At 73.0% G+C, this 18,701-nt stretch carries 15 protein-coding genes; 8 read left to right on the top strand and 7 right to left on the bottom strand.

What is annotated here, in order from left to right; genetic code table 11:
* The first annotated feature begins 119 nt into the window (after nucleotides 1–119).
* Nucleotides 120–929: an arginase family protein gene (locus QQZ13_RS13725; RefSeq protein WP_284529916.1), complete on the top strand. Its 810-nt coding sequence runs from the start codon at nucleotides 120–122 to the stop codon at nucleotides 927–929.
* Nucleotides 926–1,378: a Fe-S oxidoreductase gene (locus tag QQZ13_RS13720; protein WP_284529915.1), complete on the top strand. Its 453-nt coding sequence runs from the start codon at nucleotides 926–928 to the stop codon at nucleotides 1,376–1,378. Before QQZ13_RS13725 ends, QQZ13_RS13720 begins: the two co-directional genes overlap by 4 nt.
* A gap of 24 nt (nucleotides 1,379–1,402) precedes the next feature.
* Here the strand turns inward: QQZ13_RS13720 and QQZ13_RS13715 are convergent, their stop codons facing one another.
* From QQZ13_RS13715 to QQZ13_RS13705, 3 genes are read right to left on the bottom strand one after another with little or no spacing between them, the layout of a single operon-like run.
* Entirely contained in the window at nucleotides 1,403–1,882 is a 480-nt protein-coding gene (locus QQZ13_RS13715) for an SIP domain-containing protein (RefSeq protein ID WP_284529913.1), read from the bottom strand.
* Between the two features lie 56 nt (nucleotides 1,883–1,938).
* Nucleotides 1,939–2,649: a tyrosine-protein phosphatase gene (locus QQZ13_RS13710; protein ID WP_284529911.1), complete on the bottom strand. Its 711-nt coding sequence runs from the start codon at nucleotides 2,647–2,649 to the stop codon at nucleotides 1,939–1,941.
* Complete coding sequence (locus QQZ13_RS13705) at nucleotides 2,642–3,157, bottom strand: carboxymuconolactone decarboxylase family protein (RefSeq protein ID WP_284529910.1); 516 nt, start codon at nucleotides 3,155–3,157, stop codon at nucleotides 2,642–2,644. Before QQZ13_RS13705 ends, QQZ13_RS13710 begins: the two co-directional genes overlap by 8 nt.
* A 99-nt stretch (nucleotides 3,158–3,256) precedes the next feature.
* Between QQZ13_RS13705 and QQZ13_RS13700 the strand changes: the two genes are divergently transcribed.
* The 6 genes from QQZ13_RS13700 to QQZ13_RS13675 all read left to right on the top strand — a co-directional run bounded on the left by QQZ13_RS13700 (nucleotide 3,257) and on the right by QQZ13_RS13675 (nucleotide 9,291).
* Complete coding sequence (locus QQZ13_RS13700) at nucleotides 3,257–4,174, top strand: alpha/beta fold hydrolase (protein ID WP_284529909.1); 918 nt, start codon at nucleotides 3,257–3,259, stop codon at nucleotides 4,172–4,174.
* Between the two features lie 165 nt (nucleotides 4,175–4,339).
* On the top strand, nucleotides 4,340–5,851 hold the full coding sequence (locus QQZ13_RS13695; protein ID WP_284529907.1) for an ABC transporter substrate-binding protein: 1,512 nt from the start codon (nucleotides 4,340–4,342) through the stop codon (nucleotides 5,849–5,851).
* Nucleotides 5,848–6,798, top strand: a complete 951-nt coding sequence (locus QQZ13_RS13690; RefSeq protein ID WP_284529905.1) for an ABC transporter permease — start codon at nucleotides 5,848–5,850, stop codon at nucleotides 6,796–6,798. Before QQZ13_RS13695 ends, QQZ13_RS13690 begins: the two co-directional genes overlap by 4 nt.
* Nucleotides 6,795–7,673, top strand: coding sequence for an ABC transporter permease (locus QQZ13_RS13685; RefSeq protein ID WP_284529903.1), 879 nt, complete (start codon nucleotides 6,795–6,797; stop codon nucleotides 7,671–7,673). The genes QQZ13_RS13690 and QQZ13_RS13685 overlap by 4 nt, the downstream gene beginning before the upstream one ends.
* Entirely contained in the window at nucleotides 7,670–8,494 is an 825-nt protein-coding gene (locus tag QQZ13_RS13680; RefSeq protein WP_284529901.1) for an ABC transporter ATP-binding protein, read from the top strand. The genes QQZ13_RS13685 and QQZ13_RS13680 overlap by 4 nt, the downstream gene beginning before the upstream one ends.
* Nucleotides 8,491–9,291 (top strand): ABC transporter ATP-binding protein, encoded by an 801-nt coding sequence (locus QQZ13_RS13675; protein ID WP_284529900.1) that lies wholly within the window; start codon nucleotides 8,491–8,493, stop codon nucleotides 9,289–9,291. The genes QQZ13_RS13680 and QQZ13_RS13675 overlap by 4 nt, the downstream gene beginning before the upstream one ends.
* Here the strand turns inward: QQZ13_RS13675 and QQZ13_RS13670 are convergent.
* The 4 genes from QQZ13_RS13670 to QQZ13_RS13655 are packed head-to-tail and all read right to left on the bottom strand — an operon-like array spanning nucleotide 9,280 to nucleotide 18,629.
* On the bottom strand, nucleotides 9,280–10,554 hold the full coding sequence (locus QQZ13_RS13670; protein ID WP_284529899.1) for a hypothetical protein: 1,275 nt from the start codon (nucleotides 10,552–10,554) through the stop codon (nucleotides 9,280–9,282). The two genes, QQZ13_RS13675 and QQZ13_RS13670, sit on opposite strands and share 12 nt — an antisense overlap.
* Nucleotides 10,551–13,523, bottom strand: coding sequence for a glycoside hydrolase family 2 TIM barrel-domain containing protein (locus QQZ13_RS13665; protein WP_284529898.1), 2,973 nt, complete (start codon nucleotides 13,521–13,523; stop codon nucleotides 10,551–10,553). Before QQZ13_RS13665 ends, QQZ13_RS13670 begins: the two co-directional genes overlap by 4 nt.
* Nucleotides 13,520–16,609, bottom strand: a complete 3,090-nt coding sequence (locus QQZ13_RS13660; RefSeq protein ID WP_284529896.1) for a glycoside hydrolase family 38 C-terminal domain-containing protein — start codon at nucleotides 16,607–16,609, stop codon at nucleotides 13,520–13,522. The genes QQZ13_RS13665 and QQZ13_RS13660 overlap by 4 nt, the downstream gene beginning before the upstream one ends.
* Nucleotides 16,599–18,629, bottom strand: coding sequence for an alpha-galactosidase (locus QQZ13_RS13655; RefSeq protein WP_284529895.1), 2,031 nt, complete (start codon nucleotides 18,627–18,629; stop codon nucleotides 16,599–16,601). Before QQZ13_RS13655 ends, QQZ13_RS13660 begins: the two co-directional genes overlap by 11 nt.
* Nucleotides 18,630–18,701: the final 72 nt, after the last annotated feature.

The raw sequence follows: 18,701 nt of genomic DNA, 5'->3' as shown, positions 1-18,701 counted from the left end.
TTCCGCGTCAGCGCCGGGTGTCGTCCGAGACCCCCGGCGCTGACGCGTTTCGCCGACAGCGTGCGCCCGCGCGCCCGCCGCGGCACCCGGAGGCGGCCCGAGCAGAGGAAGATGACATCATGACGCGTTTCCTGGTGGCCCCGCAGTGGCAGGGCTCCCCCGCCTCGCGGGCGATGCTCCTGATCGACGGCGCCGAGGCGATCGCGGGCGATCTTCCCCGGAGCGCGTGCACGCGGGTCGAGGTCCCGGTGGAGGCGGGCGAGTCGCTCGAGACGGGCATCCGGCGCTTCAGCGCCCTCCGCCGCGTGCGGGAGAGTCTCGCCGAGGCCCTGGCCGCCTCCGACGAGACGGCGCTCGTGGTGGGCGGCGACTGCGGCGTCGCGGTTCCCGCGATCGCCCACGCCGCTGCGGCGCATCCCGGCCTCGCCGTCGTCTGGTTCGATGCGCACGGCGACCTGCACACCCCCGAGACGTCTCCCTCGGGCGCGTTCGGCGGCATGGCGCTGCGCGCCGCCTTCACCCCGGGTCCGCTCAGCGACGGTGCCGTCGGCGCCGAGCGGGTGGTCCTCGCCGGAGCGCGCGAGTTCGAGGATGCCGAGTGGGATGCCGTGGGCTCCTCGGGCCTGCGCCACGTTCCCGCCGGCGACCTCGCCGATCCCGCCGCGCTCGTCGACGCCGTCGCGGCTACCGGGGCCGATGCCGTCTACGTCCACGTGGATCTCGACGTGCTCGACCCCGCTGTGCTCGGGGGCGTCGCGCTTCCTGTGCCGTTCGGCGTGCCGCTGGATCACCTCACCGCGGCCGTCCGCGCACTCCGGGCGCGCTTCCCGCTGGTGGGCTCCTCGATCGCCGGCTTCGCGCCGTCGTCACCGCACGCCGCCGTCGACGACCTCGGCACCATCCTGCGAGTCGTGGGGTCTCTCGCGTGATCGCACGTCCCCCGGCCGGCTGGCGTGAGCGCGCCGATCGCGCGGTCGCGCGCGGCGAGCGGATCGACCGGGTGCTGCCGGCGGTCCTGGTCGACTCGCCGATCAGCCTGCTCGGCTACTGGTGGGGCAGCTCGGTCGGCTGGGTCTGGGGCACGCTGTGGTCGACGGGCCGGATCGAGCGGCGCGAGGGCCTGTGGGTGTTCACCGGCATGCCGAACTGGACCTTCGGCCGCGGCGGGGTGTGCGTGGGCGGCTGCTTCCTGACAGGATCCGCGCCGGTCACCGACGCGCTGCTGCGTCACGAGGCGGTGCACGCGCGTCAGTGGCGCCGCTACGGCTTCCTCATGCCGCTGCTCTACCTGCTGGCGGGCCGGAACCCGCTCACGAACCGGTTCGAGGTGCTCGCCGGGCTCGAGGACGGCAACTACGTACCGCGCGGCACTCGCTGATCAGGCCTGAGCCGCAGATCGCGGTCAGCGCGCGGTGGTGAGACCGAAGCGCTCGGGCGTGTGGATGCCGTCGGCGGCGAACCCGAGCCGCTCGGTGAGGTGGTCGACGATGTCGGCCGTGCCGAGGAACCCGCCGAGCAGGTGGACCTGGGTGGCGTGATCGTGGTCGCACAGCATCTCGTCGGCCCACGCGGTGACCGCGCGCGAGAGTGCCTGGCCCGCGGTGCAGGATCGTCCGGTGCCGGGTGCTCCGGAGCGCTGCGAGCGGTCGAGCCACGTCACGACCATGCGGGGCGGCACGGCGAGCTCGCCGATCCAGGTGGCGTCGGGGACCTCGACGAACACCCGCCCGGTCGAGCAGATCGGCAGCGTCGTCAGCAGCAGCTCGAGCTCGGTCAGCGAGTGCTCATCGGCCGTGATCAGCTGCTGCACGCGCGCGTGCTTGGCCGCGCGGCAGGCGCTGGCGCTGTGCGCGGTGCTGTGGGCTGCGGAGACCGTGGACATGATGCCTCCACTATACCGCGCGGTAAGGCATGCCTCACCTCAATTGGAGGGGAGGCTCAGCCGGCGATCAGCACCCTCCGCAGCTCGCGGAGCTCGTCGTCGGCGAGGCCGTGCGCCCGCAGGAACTCGACGGGAGCGCCGTAGCGGGCGTGCAGGTCGTCGAGGAGCGCCCGCATCACCGGCGCCGGAGAGCGGGTGGCGAGGTCGGCGAGATTGCGCGCCTCGGGGTGCAGCCGCTGCAGGTACGCCAGCACCCGCGCATTGCGGTCGGGCGGCAGCAGCGCCTCGGTGCGGGCGTAGTCGGCGACGATCGCGTCCTCGTCGACACCGGCGGCGGCGAGGGTGAGCGCGACGGTCACTCCCGTGCGGTCCTTGCCGACCGTGCAGTGCACGAGCACCGGCGCCTCGTCGATGACGCTCCGCACGACCTCCACGATCGCCGGCGCCGACTCGTCGACCAGCGTGCGATAGAGCGCATCGAGGGTCACGTCCTGCGCGAAGAACGAGGTCGCAGAGCCCGCGAACAGCGGCACGCGCCGCGTCGTCACCGGCAGATCGCCCAGGTCGGTCGGCTCGAACGCGATCTCCTCGTCCTCGCGCAGATCGACGATGCGGCGCAGGCCGAGCGTGCGGATCGCCTCGCGCCCGGCGGCGCCGACGCGGGCGAGGTTGCCCGAGCGGAACAGCACGCCGCGGCGGGTCTCCCCCGCCCCGGCGGGGAGGCCTCCCACGTCCCGGAAGTTGAGTGCGCCGGCGACGTCAGGCATGGGGGTGTGCGGCGTCGGCCGCGGCAGCCGCATCCGGCGCGGCCGCGCGGCGCGGCGGCACCGGATACTTCCCCGCGATCGTGATGCGGTTGAAGGCGTTGATCGAGACCAGCAGCCAGCTGAGGGCGACGTACTCGGCCTCGGTGAGGATGCCGCCGACGCGGTCGTAGACGTCGTCGGGGATGCCGTCCTCATGGATGAAGACGTAGCTCTCGGCGAGCTCCAGGGCCGCACGCTCACGGGCCGTGAAGACACCCGAGTCACGCCACGCGGCCAGCTGGGCGATCTCGTCGGCGGTGACCCCCGCGGCGACGGCGCGGTCGACGTGGATGCGCACGCAGTACGCGCAGCCGTTGAGCTGCGAGCTGTGGATGAGCGCGAGCTCCTTGAGCCGCGCGTCGATCCCGGCGTCCGCCGCGATCCGGCCGACGGTCTGCGAGAACGACTCGAGCGCGTCGTACGCCGGCCGCGCGGAACGGGAGAGGTGGACGCGACGTTCCTGGGTCATGCGCCCAGCCTACGACCCGTCACCGCCCGCGTTTCGTCCCGCGTCGCGCGGAGGGCCGCGCTGCGGCGAGGCTCCCCCGGCGTCGGGCATGATGGCGGCATGACGGACGAGTTCCAGTTCCTGGCGGCGCAGGCCGCCGACCTCGGCGTCGCTGCGCCGCCGGTGCGCAGGCTGACGCATCCCCTGCCCGACGGACGGACGGTGAGCGCCCTCGCCTACAGCGACGCACCGCCCGTGGCGACCTTCCTGCACGGCGCCGGGCTGAACGCCCACACGTGGGACACGACGATCCTGGCCCTCGGCCTTCCGGCGCTCGCGATCGACCTCCCCGGTCACGGGGACTCGTCGTGGCGGACGGACGCGGCCTACACCGGCCCGGTCCTCGCGGACGACATCGCCGCGGCCGTCGCGGAGTGGACGAGCGGCCCGCAGGTGCTCGTCGGGCAGTCGCTGGGCGGGCTCACCGCCGCAGCGCTCGCGGCCCGTCATCCGGAACTCGTCCGCGAGCTCGTGGTCGTCGACATCACCCCCGGCATCGATCCCTCCGGCGATGCGTCACAGATCCGCGCCTTCTTCGCCGGTCCGACCGACTGGGCGTCGCGGGAAGAGCTCGTCGAGCGCGCCCTGTCGTTCGGACTCGGAGGCTCTCCCGAGGCCGCCGCCCGCGGTGTCTTCCTCAACTCGCGCGTGCGCGAGGACGGTCGCGTGGAGTGGAAGCACCACTTCGCGCACCTCGCCAACGCCGCCGCGGGCGGCCCCGCGATCGCCGCCGCCGCGAGCGCCCAGCAGGACGCCGTGCGGGATGTGCTGTCGGCGGCCGGATGGGACGACCTCGCCGCCGTGACCGCGCCGATCACGCTGATCCGGGGCGATCGCGGCTTCGTCACCCCGGCCGATGCCGAGGAGTTCTCGCGCCGCCTGCCCGCCGCGTCGGTCGTCGAGGTCGCCTCGGGACACAACGTCCAGGAGGAGCAGCCGGTCGACCTCGGACGGCGGATCGCGGCCCTCGCCGCATGACGATTCTCGAACGTTCGTGACCCCGGATGTCCGCAGTACCCGCGGCGGACTCTAGGCTGTTACGCGCACCAGAGTCGGCAGACCGCCGCGACGCAGCGCAATCCCACCGAGAAGCCCGGTGCGCTGCCCGAGCCGCCTGCCTCTTGCGAAAGGATTCCCACCCACATGCTCCGTCGCCCCACCCTCGTCGCCGCCGCCCTGCTGGCCGCCGGCGCGCTGCTGCTCTCGGGCTGCACCGGCACCGCCGAGCCCGCGCCCACGACGACCGAGATCACGCCCGATCCCGACGCGTCGGTCAACATCCGTCTCGTGCTCGAGCCCGGCAACCTCGACATCCGAGAGACCGCAGGCGCCGCGCTCGACCAGATCCTGATCGACAACGTCTACCAGGGGCTCGTGGCGCGCACGCCCGAGCAGGACATCGTGCCGTCGCTCGCCAGCGACTACGAGGTCTCGCCCGACGGCCTCACCTACACCTTCACCCTGCGCGAGGGCGTCCTGTTCCACGACGGCGAGGAGCTCACCCCCGACGACGTCGTGTGGTCGCTCGAGCAGGTCAGGGACACCGAGACCTTCCGCGACTCCGCCCGTCTCGCCAAGGTCGACAGCATCACCGCCGAGGGCCAGACCATCACGCTGACCCTCAGCGAGCCCGACTCCACCCTGCTGTGGAACCTCACCGGCCGCGCCGGGCTCATCCTCGAAGAGGGCGACAAGACCGACCGCAAGACGGCGGCCAACGGCACCGGCCCCTTCACCCTGGAGAGCTGGAAGCAGGGCGACAGCATCACCTTCGCCCGCAACGACGCGTACTGGGGCGACAAGCCGCAGGTGGCCGAGGTCGTCTTCAGCTACCTCCCCGACAACCAGGCCGCCCTCACCGGTGCGCTGGCGGGCGAGTTCGACGCGCTCACGGGCTTCGACGCCAACCTCACCGAGCAGATCGAGGCGAACGGCGACTTCGCGGTCAGCCTCGGCGCGTCCACCGACAAGGGCACGCTCGCGTTCAACAGCAAGAAGGCGCCCCTGGACGACCCCCGGGTGCGCCAGGCCATCCGGCAGGCGATCGACAAGGAGTCGATCGTCACGGCGCTCGGCGCCGGACAGACGCAGTACGGTCCGATCCCCGAGCTCGACCCGGGCTACGAGGACCTCTCCGACGTCGCGCCCTACGATCCCGAGGCGGCCCGTGCGCTCCTGGCCGAGGCCGGCGCCGAGAACCTCTCGCTGACGCTGACGCTCTACAGCGGGTACGGCACGACGGTCTCGCAGATCCTCGTGTCGAACCTCAACGACGTGGGCATCACGCTCAAGGTCGACGCGGTGGAGTTCCCGACCTGGCTCAACGACGTCTACATCAATCAGGACTACGACCTGAGCTTCGTGCTCCACACCGAGGCGCGCGACTTCGAGAACTGGGCGAACCCGGACTACTACTTCACCTACGACAACCCCGAGGTGCAGCGCCTGTACGCCGAGTCGATCGCCGCCACCGATGAGGCGACGGCCGCCGACCTGCTGAAGCAGGCCGCCCGGATCGTGTCGGAGGACCACGCAGCCGACTGGCTCTACAACGGCGCCTCGGTCGTCGCGGTCAGCACCGGCATCGCGGGACTCCCGACCGTGAACGTCAACGAACGCCTCAACGTCGCCGAAGTGGTCAAGAGCGCGGAGTGATCCGCTACGCGCTGACGCGACTGGCCCTGCTGCTGCTCGGCCTGTTCGTCGCCAGTGCGCTCATCTTCCTCACCCTGCGCGTCCTCCCCGGCGATGTGGCTCAGCTCATCGCCGGGGTGAACGCCACCCCCGAACAGATCGCCGCGATCCGGGAACGCCTCGGGCTCGACGCCCCGCTGCTCGCCCAGTACGGCGCGTGGGTGGGGGGCATCGTCACCGGCGACCTCGGCCGTTCCCAGCTGACCGGCACTCCCGTGATGGACGAGCTGCTCCAGAAGGCGGAGGTGACGATTCCGCTCGGTCTGCTGGCGCTCACGATCGCCCTCCTGGTCGCCCTGCCCTTCGGGGTGCTGTCGGCGGTGCGACGCGGACGCCCCGACGGCACGGCACTGAGCGTCGGCGCGCAGGCTGTGGCGGCGGTGCCCGTGGTCTGGGCGGGGATGATGCTCGTCATCGTCTTCGCGGTGTGGCTCGGCTGGCTGCCGGCGCAGGGCTTCCCCCGTGCCGGCTGGGACGAGCCGGGTCTTGCTCTTCGCTCCCTGCTCCTGCCGGCGATCACGATCGGCGTCATCGAGGGCGCGATGCTGATGCGCTTCGTGCGGTCGGCCACGTTGCAGGCGGTCGGCCAGGACTACGTGCGGACGGCGGCCGCCAAGGGGCTCACGCGCACACAGGCGCTCCTGCGGCACGGCCTCCCCAACGTGGGCCTGTCGATCATCACGGTGCTCGGCCTCCAGGTCGCGGGCATCATCGTCGGCGCCGTGGTCATCGAGCAGCTGTTCGGGCTGCCCGGGATCGGCCGGATGCTCGTCGCCGACGTCGGGAACCGCGATCTGCCGAAGGTGCAGGGCGAGCTCCTCGCGCTCACGGGCTTCGTGCTGATCGTCGGCTTCGTCGTCGACCTCGCCCACCGGGTGATGGATCCCCGCCAGCGGGAGGCGGAATGACGCGCCTCGCCTGGCTGTCGCGCCTCTGGGCACTGTCGACCGGAAGGTTCGGCATCCTCGTGGTGGCCGCGATCGGCCTCGTCGCCCTCGTGTCGGTGTTCTGGCTGCCGTTCGACCCGCAGCGGGTCGACATCGCCGCTCGCTGGGCGCCGCCGGGCTGGCCGCACGTCCTCGGCACCGACAACTCGGGACGCGACATCCTGAGCCTCCTCATGGCGGGCGCCCGCACGACGGTGTGGGTGGCGCTCGGCGCCGGCCTGGTCGCGACCCTCCTCGGCCTCGTGCTGGCCGCCCTCGGGGCCCTCACGGCGCGGTGGGTGCGCGAATCGGTGGCGGTGGCCGTCGACATCCTCATCGCCTTCCCGGTGCTCCTGATCGCCATGATGATCTCCTCGGTGTGGGGCGGCTCGCTGTGGGTGGTCATCCTCTCGGTGGGGATCGGCTTCGGCGTCAACATCGCCCGCGTCACCCGTCCGGAGCTGCGCCGAGTGCTCCACAGCGACTTCGTGCTGGCGGGGAGGGCGAGTGGTCTCACCCCCCTCCAGAACCTCTGGCGACACCTCCTCCCCAACGTCGCGCCGGTGTTCATCGTGCAGCTCTCGTGGGGCATGGCCGTCGCCGTGCTCGCCGAGGCCGGCCTCAGCTACCTGGGTTTCGGCGCCCCATCAACCGAGCCGTCGTGGGGCCTGCTGCTCAAGGAGCTCCAGGCCTACATCACCGTCCACCCGCTGAGCGTGGTGTGGCCCGGCCTGGCGATCACCCTGACCGTGCTGGGTCTGAACCTGCTGGGCGACGCCCTCCGCGAGGCGACCGATCCCACGCTCTCCCGCCGCGCCGGCGCCCCGCAGACCCCTCAGCCGGCGGTGATCGCATGAGCCTCGTGGTCCGTGATCTCGTGATCGAGATCGGCGGCCGCCGCGTCGTCGACGGCATCTCCTTCGACGTGCCCGACGGCGCCCGCCTCGGCCTCATCGGGGAGTCCGGCTCGGGCAAGTCGCTGACGGCGCTGGCGCTGCTCGGGCTCCTCCCCGACGGGGCGACGGCGACCGGCAGCATCCGCTGGGACGATCGCGAGCTGATCGGACTCCCCGACCGCGAGCTGGCGGCCCTGCGCGGCGACGAGATCGGCATCGTGTTCCAGGAGCCGCGGACCGCGCTCAATCCCATCCGGACGGTGGGGCGGCAGATCGCGGAGTCGATCCGCATCCACGAAGGCCTCCCCCGTCGGGCCGCCCGCGACCGCGCGATCGCCGAGGCCGAGCGGGTGCGCCTTCCCGAACCCGCGCAGATCGTGCGCCGCTATCCCCACCAGCTCTCCGGCGGACAGCGGCAGCGGGTCGCGATCGCGATGGCGCTGGCGTGCCGCCCGCGGCTGCTCATCGCCGACGAGCCGACCACGGCACTCGACGTCACGATCCAGGCCGAGATGCTCGACCTGCTGGGGTCGCTGGTCGACGACGACGGCATGTCGCTGGTGTTCATCACCCACGACCTCGCGGTGCTGTCGCAGGTCGCGACCGAGGCGGTCGTCCTCGAGGACGGGCGGATCGTCGAGCAGGGGCCGCTGTCGCAGCTGCTCACCGCGCCGGCATCGCCGGTGACGCAGGGCCTCCTGCGCGACGCCACCGCGACGCTGTGGCGACCAGACGGTCGCCCCGATGTGCGACCGTCCCCGCGGCGGGAGGGCGCGTCATGACGACCTTGCTCAGCGGCCGCGCGCTCACGCGCCGCTTCCCGTCGCCCGCGGCCCGCCCGTTCGGTCCGAAGCGCTGGACGACGGCGCTCGACGACGCCGACATCGACGTGCGCGAGGGAACCGCGCTCGGCATCATCGGCGAGTCGGGATCGGGGAAGTCGACGCTCATCCGGCTTCTCCTCGGACTCGACGCGCCGACCTCCGGCACCGTCTCGTTCGACGGTGCGCCGGTCGACGCGCGCGCCCGTGCGCGGGAGCTCCACTGGCTGCGACGGCAGACAGGCATCGTGTTCCAGGACCCCTACGCGTCGCTGGATCCCCGGATGAGCGTCGGGCGCATCATCGCCGAGCCGCTGTGGGCGCTCGGCATCGAGGGCGACCGCCGCGCGCGCGTGCGCGAGGTCCTCGGCGACGTCGGACTCGACGCGGACATGGCCGACCGCTTCCCCCACGAGTTCTCGGGCGGACAGCGCCAGCGGATCGCCCTGGCCCGCGCGCTCGTGCACCGGCCGCGGCTGCTCGTCGGCGACGAGCCGCTGTCCGCGCTCGACGTCACTGTGCGGGCGCAGATCCTGGACCTCCTCCGCGAGCTGCGCGCCACCCGGCAGCTGACGCTCGTGCTCGTCTCGCACGACATCGGCGTCGTGCAGAACCTGTGCGACGACGTCGTCGTGATGAAGGACGGGCGCATCGTCGAAGAGGGCCCGACCGAGAAGGTGCTCCTCGAGCCGCAGGTCGCCTACACCCGGCGCCTGCTGGCCTCCATCCCCACCATCACGCCCCGCTCACCGAGCTGACGGCGACGGGCGGCGCACGAACTCCACGTCCATCTCGCAGACGTACTCCTGGGCAGCCTCGGTGATGTCCTTGACGAACAGGCGGGCGTGCGCGCCCAGGCGGACGCAGGTGCGCCGCGCGGCGACGTCCTCCGCGTCGTCCGTCGGCTGGAAGGCCGGGTACCAGAGCGTGTGTCCCGGGCGGTGCAGCACCCGCACGGGCCGCGACCACTGCTGGGAGTTGTCGCCCGTGCCCAGGTCGCGATGCGGGTTCACCGAGACGAAGACGCTGTCGCCGACCCAGAACGCGCCGTCCACACGTCCCATGAGCATGATCCAGGCGCCGACGTGCTCGTTCCAGCTGACCGACGGCCCCCAGTAGTACTGCTGGTCGCCTTGAGAGACGGCGCCACCGCCGTGCTCCCGGGGGATCTGGAGCGACCGGATGGGAACGCCGGCACCGTCCCACGGCGCCGCGAAGGCGGTGCCGTCCCACCGGCGGGCGGCGCCGGCAGGACTGTCGAGGTCGCTCAGCGCGATCCGCGCGACGCTGATGCACTGACCGGACGCCTCGACCTCGGCATCCCACGTGTCCGCGTGCCACGGACCGGGATAGGCGTACTCGCCGTAGAAGAGGTACAGGTGATCGCCGCACGCCACCGCCGAGGGATCGCCGACACCGCCGGGGAAGCAGTAGTTGCGATTCACCGGCAGTCGGATCATGCGGTCGTCCCGGTCCTCCAGGACGATGCCGAGGTCGCTCCAGCTGTCACCGCCGTCGCGCGAGCGCATGATGCCCATGCGGGGCACGGCCTGGACGGAGTCGTCGCCCTGCAGGCCCGGCGGCCAGTCCCGGTCGCTGAGCCCCCTGCCGGTGGCCTCGTCGAACGGGAGGGTCTCGGGGTAGTTCTCGTTGTGGTACATCGCGTACAGCGTCCGGCCGGTCGGGTCGGCGGGATCCTGATGGATCGACTCGAACCAGACGGCGCCGTGGAGCCCGTCGCTCCCGGGCGCGGCGTTCGGCGGCAGCGACGGACGCCGGAAGCCCTCGGGGGGCAGCGCGAAGGCCTCTCCCGCGGTCGCGCCCTCGCCGATCATGAGGTCGTCCGCCGGGCCCCAGACGGGATCCTCGCCGTACTTGCCGGGGAAGATCCGGAACCGGTCCCCCACCCACGCCGTGGCCATGTTGCAGTCCACGAACGAGCCGAAGACCAGCCGCTCCCGCGGCGTCAGCCGCAGCACGATCCCCGCCGCACCCGTGTCGATCTCGATGCTGTCGTTCATCCGACGCTCCCCTCCCGCTGCGAGCCCGATGCCGGGACGTCCGGCCAGAAGATCAGTTCGCCGGATACCCGGCGGGCAGGCAGGCGGTAGGCGGGAAGCACGCCGGGCCCGCAGCGCGCCGTGCCGACGCCGCTGCGGACGAGGTCGCACACGACGTGCGTGCGGCCGTCGGCGACGAGCTCGTCGTCGTGCGCCGCGCGCCGCAGCGCCGCCTCCGACCACGGCCGCACGGTGACCGCAGGCTCGGAGACAGCGTCATCGCCCGATCGCAGTCCGATCTCCAGGCCGGGATCGCCCTCCAGCCGCACCCATCGCGCAGCGCGCGCCCCCGATTCCTGCGGCCGTACGGTGCGCTCCTGCAGCCCCTCGAGCGAGCGCGTGAACCATCCCGCCGTCGCGGCCTGACCGGTGTCGGGATACGCCGGACCCGGCCCTCGTCCCGCCCACGACACCGACGGCGCCGCACCGGCGAGGGAGAAGCCCACGCCGACCCGCGCCCAGTGCGAGGTCCAGTCCGGCCAGGTGCCGCCCGGGGCGACGTCGAGCGCGAGCGCGAGTCCGCCCGCGCGCTCCGTCCACGACCACACAACGTCGACGTGCGCGTCGGTCGACGGCCCGGTGTGACGGGTGCGCACCACCACGGCGCCGGCCGAGCGCTCGAGGGCGACCAGGCGCGTGTGCAGGTCGTGGAGCTGCAGCTGGCGCCACCGCTCCGCCGCCGGCGGGTCGGTCAGCTCGTCCCAGCCGGCGTGGCGGTCGTTGTCGGTGGGCACCCGGTCGAGCACCAGGCGCCAGTCGGCCACCGCCACGCCGCCCAGCGCAGTGACGGCGCCGGTGCGCGCGTCGAGCACAAGGTCGCCCAGCGACGCCGCCGGGGCGGCCGGCCGCCGCTGTGCGCGGGTGAGCGCCCCCAGGTCGTGCACCGGCGTGCGCGCGGCACGGGCCACGACGTGACCCCGTTCTGCCCACGGCGCGTCGGCGGCGGTGACCGCCTCGATCGTGAGCACCGCTTCGCGCGACGACGCCGTGCGCATCCCCTCGGGCAGCGCGACCGAGACCCGACCGCGGGGGCCCACCGCGGGCACGGCGAGCGCGCCCTCGTCGATGTGCCCGCCGGGTCCGTCCAGGCGCCAGCGCCAGGCGAGGTCCGACGTGTCGGTGTGATCACGGCGTGAATGGATCCACACGGCGTCGTCGCCGACGTCGATGCGCACCGGCGCGAACACCGCGGCGAGGTCCGCGAGCTGGGCGCGCGGCGTGCGGTCGGCGGCGATGAGCCCGTCGATGATGTCGTTCCCGTCGTGCAGCGGCTCCCCGAAGTCGCCGCCGTAGCGCGTGACGACGCCGTCCGCCGTGGCCACGTGGATGCCGTGCTCCAGCCATTCCCAGACGAAGCCGCCCATGATGCGCGGGTGGGCGTCGAACAGCTCCTGATACTCCGTGAGCCCGCCGGGCCCGGTCCCCATGGCGTGCGCGTACTCGCAGAGCGCGAGGGGCATCGCGCGTCGGCGTGCGTCGAGTGCCGCGTCGGTGAGCGGCGGCTCGGCGCGGCGCCCGATCAACTCGACCTCGTCGGGGTGGGCGTACATCCGTGACCACACGTCGACGTCGGCGCTGGCCTGGTCGCCCTCGTAGTGCAAGGGCACCCCGGGGCGCCGCACCCGGATCTCCTCGGCCATCGCAGCGAGGTTCCGCCCTTCGCCGGCCTCGTTGCCGAGCGAGAACATGACGATGCACGGGTGGTTCTTGTCCCGCTCGACCATGCGCGCCGCACGATCGCGCAGCGCCGCCTCCCACATCGGGTCATCCGTCGGGTTGCCCCGCCACCCCACCTCGCCGAAGCCGTGGGTCTCGAAATCGCACTCGTCCATGACCCAGAAGCCCAGTTCGTCGGCGAGGTCGAGCATGAGCGGATCGGGCGGATAGTGCGAGGTGCGGATGGCGTTCACGTTGTGCCGCTTCATGAGGAGGAGCTCCTCGCGCACCGTCGCGGCGGGCACGTGGCGCCCCCAGCGCGGGTGGTGCTCGTGCCGGTTCACGCCTCGCAACTGAATCGGCGCCCCGTTGACCCGGAACACCCCGTCGACGATGTCGATCGTGCGGAAGCCGATCCGCATCGTCACCGATTCGGTGTCCGTCCAGACGCGGAGGGTGTAGAGCACCGGATGCTCCGCGCTCCAGGCGGCGGCGCGGGGCACCGGCGTCGGGGTCCCGACGGGGATGTCCGCGGCGAGCTCGACGATCTCCGCGCGAGCCGCGGCACCGTCCCGCGTCTGCGCGTCGACGCGGAAGACGGCGCCGGACGCCGACCAGTCCGCCGCGACCCGCACGTCGTGCACGCCCCCGGCGGGGCGCTCGCGGACGATGACCGAGCGGACGATCCCGGGCGCCCACCAGGCGTCCTGGTCCTCGAGGTACGTCGCGGCGCTGAAGTGGTGCACGCGGACGACGACGACGTTCTCCGCCGCGAGCAGGCCGCTCACGTCGAAGGCCATCGGCAGGCGGCTGCCCCGTGTGCTGCCCAGGAGCACTCCGTTCAGCCACACGTCGGCGGCTCCCTCGATGCCCCCGAACCGCAGCTCCGCCCCGGCCGGCACGTCGTCGACGCCGAAGCGGCGCCGGTACTCGCCGACAGGGTTGCGATCGGGGGCGTGCGGCGGGTCGACGGGGAACGGGTACCACTTGTTCGTGTAGACCGGTCGCCCGTGCGGCTTGTCGTGGACAGCGTCGAGGTGCGGCATGACGAAGCTCGCGGGAACGGGCATGACGCCCCAGGTGGGATCGACGTCGGTGGGATGCGGGTCGGCGTCATCCGCGCCGGGGAACCAGCGGAACGACCAGTCGCCGTCAAGCGTCCACTCGCGCGCGTCGGTGCGCCAGCTGGCGACGGTCGGGACGGTGCCGCGCGGCGGACCCGGGTCGGACAGGTCCATCGGGGCGAGCGGACGGGCAGCGGACGACGCGCTCACGCGGCCACGACCTTTCGGAAGCGCAGAGTGCGCAGCTGGAACGGACGGAGGTCGAGATCGACGGCGGCGCCGGTGCGGGAAGCGGCGTGGACGGGCTCGTCCGGGAGGGGCTGCTCGAGCAGGTCGGTCAGCCACACCTCGGCGGCGTCCGCGCCGGACAGGCGCACGGTGGTGCGGGCACGCCGGCCGAGTGCTTCGTAGACCCGCACGACGACGTCGCCGCTGCCGTCCTCGGCGCATTTGACCGTCTCGACGACCACACCGGGATCCTCGGAGACGACCAGCGGCGCCACCGCGACCGGTGCCGGACGCAGTGGGTTCGCCAGCGCGTAGCCGAGCTCGACGGCGTCGGCGATCGTCGCGGCGGGGCGGATGCGGAACGCCATCCGATGCTCGCCCTGATCGGCCTCCGGGTCGGGGAACAGCGGCGAGCGCAGCAGCGAGAACCGCACCGTCGTGCGCACCCCGCCGCCGGCGGCGGGCTGCCGGTCGACGTCGTACCCGTAGGTCGAGTCGTTGGCGACGGCGACGCCCCAGCCCGGCTCGGCGAGGTGGACGAAGCGGTGCTGGCAGGCCTCGAACCGGGCCGCGTCCCACCCGGTGTTCGTGTGGGTCGCCCGCCACAGGTGGCCGAACTGAGTCTCGGCGGCGATCCGGTCGGCGTGCACGTCGAACGGCATCGCGAGCTTGAGGATCTTCTCGCGCTCGTGCCAGTCGATGTGCAGTTCGAGGCCGACATCGAGAGCATCGGGCGCGACGACCACCCACTGCGTGATGGCGGAGGCGCCCACCCGACGGAGCGACCGCACCGCCACGCTGCCGTCCGGGCGGCGCTCGACCTCGCGCTCGGCGGCTTCCGTGAGCACGGTGACCGAGCGGCGGTAGTGCGCGTCGAGGTCCCAGGCGTCCCACAGGTTGGGCAGATCCTGATGCAGGCGCAGCGTCCCGACGGCCTCGCCGTCCGCGACCGCCTCGCGCCCGCTTGCCGCGTCCCGCAGCGACACGATCCGACCGCCGGCATCGACCACCACGCGCAGGTGCGAACTCTCGACGACCACCTCGTCGCCCTCGGCACGCACGGTCACCTCGCCCGCCGCGAGCACGGGAACGCCGATGCCGAGCGGCGCGATTCCCGCCTGGGCGAACGGCGACGAGTTGATCAGCGGCGCGGCACCGGCCGGCGCGGCACCGGCCGGCTCGGCGCCCCGCCCCTCGGCCTCGGCCCGCGATCCAGCCAGCGCGCTCACCGCGTCGGCGATCACGCCCTCCAGCCGCGCGGTCACGTCGGCGTGGCGCTGCTCCGCCTCCCGATGCACCCAGGCGATCGAGGACCCGGGCAGGATGTCGTGGAACTGCAGCAGCAGCACCGCCTCCCAGGCCTCGCGGAGCACCTCGGCAGGGTAGGGCGCGCCCGCGCGCACGGCAGCCGTGGTCGCCCACAGCTCCGCCGCACGCAGCAGCGTCTCGTTGCGGCGGTTGCCCTGCTTGGTCCGCAGCTGCGACGTGAACACACCCCGGTGCAGCTCGAGGTACATTTCCCCCGTCCACACCGGCGCATCGGGGTACTCCGCCTCGGCGGCGGCGAAGAAGTCGCGCGACGATCCCACCGTGACCCGGGGCGAACCCTCGAGATCGGCCGTCCGCCGGGCGGCGGCCATCATCTCGCGCGTGGGTCCGCCGCCGCCGTCGCCCCAGCCGAAGGGCACGAGCGACATCGTCGCGCGCCCCTTCTCGCGGAAGTTCCGCTCCGCGTGGGCGAGCTCGGCCGCCGACAGCTCGCTGATGTAGGTGTCGGCCGGCGGGAAGTGGGTGAACACGCGGGTGCCGTCGATGCCCTCCCACCAGAAGGTGTGGTGCGGGAAGGCGTTGGTCTGGTTCCAGGAGATCTTCTGCGTGAGGAACCAGCGCTCGCCCGCCGCCGCGACGATCTGGGGCAGTGCCGCGGAGTAGCCGAAGGAATCGGGCAGCCAGGCCTCCTCGCAGTCGACGCCGAACTCCTCCCGGAAGAAGCGCTTGCCGAGGATGAACTGGCGCGCCAGGGCCTCGCCCGTCGGCATGTTGGTGTCGGATTCCACCCACATACCGCCCACCGGCACGAAGGTCCCGGCCGCGACCTTCTCGCGGATGCGGTCGAAGACCCGCGGATGATGGTCCCGCAGCCAGGCGTACTGCTGCGCCGACGAGCACGAGAACACGAAGTCGGGGTACTCGTCCATCAGCGCGGTCGCGTTCGTGAAGGTGCGGGCGCACTTGCGCACGGTCTCGCGCAGCGGCCACAGCCACGCCGAGTCGATGTGCGCGTGGCCCGTGGCGACCACGCGGTGCGCCGACGCGGACGCCGGCGCGTTCAACACCGCGGCCAGCGCCTCCCTGCCCGCGCTCGCGGTCCCTGCGACGTCCGACGGGTCGACCCGGTCCATCATGTCCTCGAGGGCGCGGAGGATGCCGTGCCGCCGCGGCGAGGACTCGGGCAGCTGCTCCATCAGCCCGCGCAGCGTCCACACGTCCTGGGTGAGCTCCCACACCTCCACGTCGCGCAGGGCCACCTCGAGCTGCCGGAGCTCGTACAGCGGCTCCTCGCCCGCGGTGTCCCATGCTCCGAGCCCGGTCGGCGCGAACGTGTACTCGCCGGCGACATCGGGGTTGGCGGCCGCCTCGATGTAGACGTCGAGCGGTCCCTTCGAGACGTCCCACGGCAGGTAGGAGTTGAGCGGGGAGATCGCCTTCACGGGGGTGCCGTCGGGAAGGTACGCGAGACCCTCGGCCTGGAAACCCGAGCGCGAGCGGTTGTACCCGAAGTCGACCAGGAGCTCCGCCTCGCACCCGTCGGGCAGCTGCTCGCGCCAGGCCGCGGGGACCTCCGCCTGCACGTGCAGCCAGACCGTCGACCAGGCGCGGCCCCATCTCCAGCCGACGGCGACGGGGCTGTAGGGCCGGCCCATCGCGTCGGCGACGTCGACAGGCTCGCCGGGCGCCTGCCATGCCGAGACGGTGACCGGATGCGGGTCGCGGTAGATCGCCGGTGTCAGCCGATCGGCGACGAAGCGGCCGAGCCGGCCCTCGACGAGGGCGTGGTCATCGTGCATCGGGGGCGTCCTCCGGAGCGCTCGCGGGTCGGATGCGGATCAGCCAGGACGTCGCGTCCGGGGTGTCGGGCAGGGTGAGACCGTCGCGCATCAGCTCGGCCCCGGTGCGCGTCGCGCCCTCGGTCTCGCCGGCCAGGTCGGTCACGACGTACTCCTGAACGGGATCGAGGCCGCGCGGGATGCACGCCGCGGGCCGCTCGCCCCCGGCGAGGACGAACGCGGCGAGCACGTGCGCGTCGGTGCGCACGGACGACAGCTGGAACGCGGGGGCGCGCTCCCCCCGGCCGTCGCGCAGCGGCGCGCCGGTGAGCGGCACGAGGACGGCGTCGGCGAGCATCGGCGCGATGTCGTCGCGGTAGATGCGCACGTGCTCGGCCAGCCGGATCCGCAGATCCTCGCGCAGCTCGGTGAGACGCAGGCTCACCCCGAAGCGGTGCAGCATGGCCGCGCGCAGCATCGTGTCGAACGCCGGGGCGTCGAGCCCCGACCAGTCGAGCTGCTGCGGCGGATAGTCGCCCCGCCACTGCGACTGCGACCAGTGCAGGATCCCGAGGGGCGGGAGCAGATGGGCGGCCCCGTGGAGCACCTGCAGGTGGTGCTCGGTGTAGTCGGGGTCGCTCAGGAAGAAGCCGTGGACCTCCCGCGCGAGGCCGAGGTCCAGCCGCAGGCCGCCCGAGGCGCACGCCTCGAGGATGACCTCGGGGTGGGTCTCGCGGAACTCGCGCAGCACCGCGTAGAGCCCCTGGTAGTGGCGCAGCAGTCCGTCGCCGCGCCCGTGCCCGTGGTCGGTGCGCGTGCAGCCGCCGTCGGGATCGATGTTGAAGTCGAGCTTCACCCATCGCGCGCCGACGGCCGCGACCACGTCGCGCAGGGCGCTGCGGACATGGTCGCGGCCCGCCTCGGACCCGAGGCAGACGTAGCCGAGGAAGCCCGGGTCGTCCTCGTCGAGCGAGACCGTCGTCACCCGGTACGACGGGTCCCGCCGCCTGCCGTCGGCGCGTGCAAGCGCCTCGGGGCGCTGCTGACGCAGGCGCGCGGCCCGGCCCACCGCCTCGGCCTCGATCCAGATGCCGGGCTCGGCGCCCGCTGCGCGGACACTCCGACCGAGCGCCGCCAGGCCGGACGGGAATCGCGCCGTGTTCACGCGATCCCAGTCGCCGCGCTGCTCCTGCCAGTCGCTGCCGGCGTCGGGCACGCCGAACCATCCCGCATCGACGGTCACCACGCGGATGCCCAGCTCGGCGGCGACGCGGGCGTTGGCAGCGATGACCTCCTCGGTCACCTCGACGTCTTCGTAGGGCCACCAGTGATTCCACTCCGGCGGGGCGGCGTCGGCGGCCTCGGAGCGCGCCAGCCATCCTTCCGCGACGGCGCGCTGCAGCTCCCCGGCGGCCTCGTCGAGGCTCGTGGCGACCGCGACGACGACCGACGGGGCGGAGACGCTCTCGCCGGGTGCCAGCTCGACCTCGAGCCGCCACGGCGAGATCCCCGCCGAGACGTGCCCGCCGGACAGGGCGCGGATGTGCCAGTTGCCGCTCCAGGCGGGGCTGACGGTCACGGCGCCGCGGCCGTCCTCGGCCTCCAGACCCAGCCACGGGGACATGCCGTGGCTGGAGCGGCCCGAGCGCACGTCCAGGACGGTGTCGTGACGGGTGGTCCCGGACTCGGGGCGGAACTCATCGCCCCACGCCGACCGGTACCAGCGCGTGACCCAGTGCGAGTCCGCACAGTCGAGCGAGAGGCCGCAGGCGTCCATGCGCGTCACGGCGACGGGGCGATCGGACGTGTTCACGAGGTCGAGGGAGAGCTCCCACGCATCGCGCCCGGCGATCCGTCGTGCCGACCACCGCGCCTCGAGCCCCGCCGACTCCGGCCGCACGGGGCGGGCGTCGACCTCGATCGCCCCCGGTGCGACGCGACCGAGCACGCGCCCGTCGAGCCGCAGCTCGCCGGAGGAGATCTCCGCCCGGACCGGCGGCCCCGGAACGCGGACCCCCTCGGGACCGTGCGCTGACGACATCGCGGCTTCCTCTCCTTCGAGGCTTTACATCTTACCTAATACCGCATCCATGGCGGAGGATTGGTCCTAGCC

Origin of the sequence: Microbacterium sp. T2.11-28 (assembly GCF_950097975.1) — a bacterium.
GTDB lineage: Bacteria > Actinomycetota > Actinomycetes > Actinomycetales > Microbacteriaceae > Microbacterium.
Note: the sequence above shows the minus strand (reverse complement) of the source record. Positions and strands in the feature narration are given on the sequence as shown.

Excerpts from the sequence above, each read along its gene's own strand:
- QQZ13_RS13725 (WP_284529916.1), top strand. The coding sequence starts at position 120 with ATGACGCGTTTCCTGGTGGCCCCGCAGTGGCAGGGCTCCCCCGCCTCG.
- QQZ13_RS13715 (WP_284529913.1), bottom strand. The coding sequence starts at position 1,882 with ATGTCCACGGTCTCCGCAGCCCACAGCACCGCGCACAGCGCCAGCGCC.
- QQZ13_RS13710 (WP_284529911.1), bottom strand. The coding sequence starts at position 2,649 with ATGCCTGACGTCGCCGGCGCACTCAACTTCCGGGACGTGGGAGGCCTC.
- QQZ13_RS13705 (WP_284529910.1), bottom strand. The coding sequence starts at position 3,157 with ATGACCCAGGAACGTCGCGTCCACCTCTCCCGTTCCGCGCGGCCGGCG.
- QQZ13_RS13700 (WP_284529909.1), top strand. The coding sequence starts at position 3,257 with ATGACGGACGAGTTCCAGTTCCTGGCGGCGCAGGCCGCCGACCTCGGC.
- QQZ13_RS13695 (WP_284529907.1), top strand. The coding sequence starts at position 4,340 with ATGCTCCGTCGCCCCACCCTCGTCGCCGCCGCCCTGCTGGCCGCCGGC.
- QQZ13_RS13685 (WP_284529903.1), top strand. The coding sequence starts at position 6,795 with ATGACGCGCCTCGCCTGGCTGTCGCGCCTCTGGGCACTGTCGACCGGA.
- QQZ13_RS13680 (WP_284529901.1), top strand. The coding sequence starts at position 7,670 with ATGAGCCTCGTGGTCCGTGATCTCGTGATCGAGATCGGCGGCCGCCGC.
- QQZ13_RS13675 (WP_284529900.1), top strand. The coding sequence starts at position 8,491 with ATGACGACCTTGCTCAGCGGCCGCGCGCTCACGCGCCGCTTCCCGTCG.
- QQZ13_RS13670 (WP_284529899.1), bottom strand. The coding sequence starts at position 10,554 with ATGAACGACAGCATCGAGATCGACACGGGTGCGGCGGGGATCGTGCTG.
- QQZ13_RS13660 (WP_284529896.1), bottom strand. The coding sequence starts at position 16,609 with ATGCACGATGACCACGCCCTCGTCGAGGGCCGGCTCGGCCGCTTCGTC.
- QQZ13_RS13655 (WP_284529895.1), bottom strand. The coding sequence starts at position 18,629 with ATGTCGTCAGCGCACGGTCCCGAGGGGGTCCGCGTTCCGGGGCCGCCG.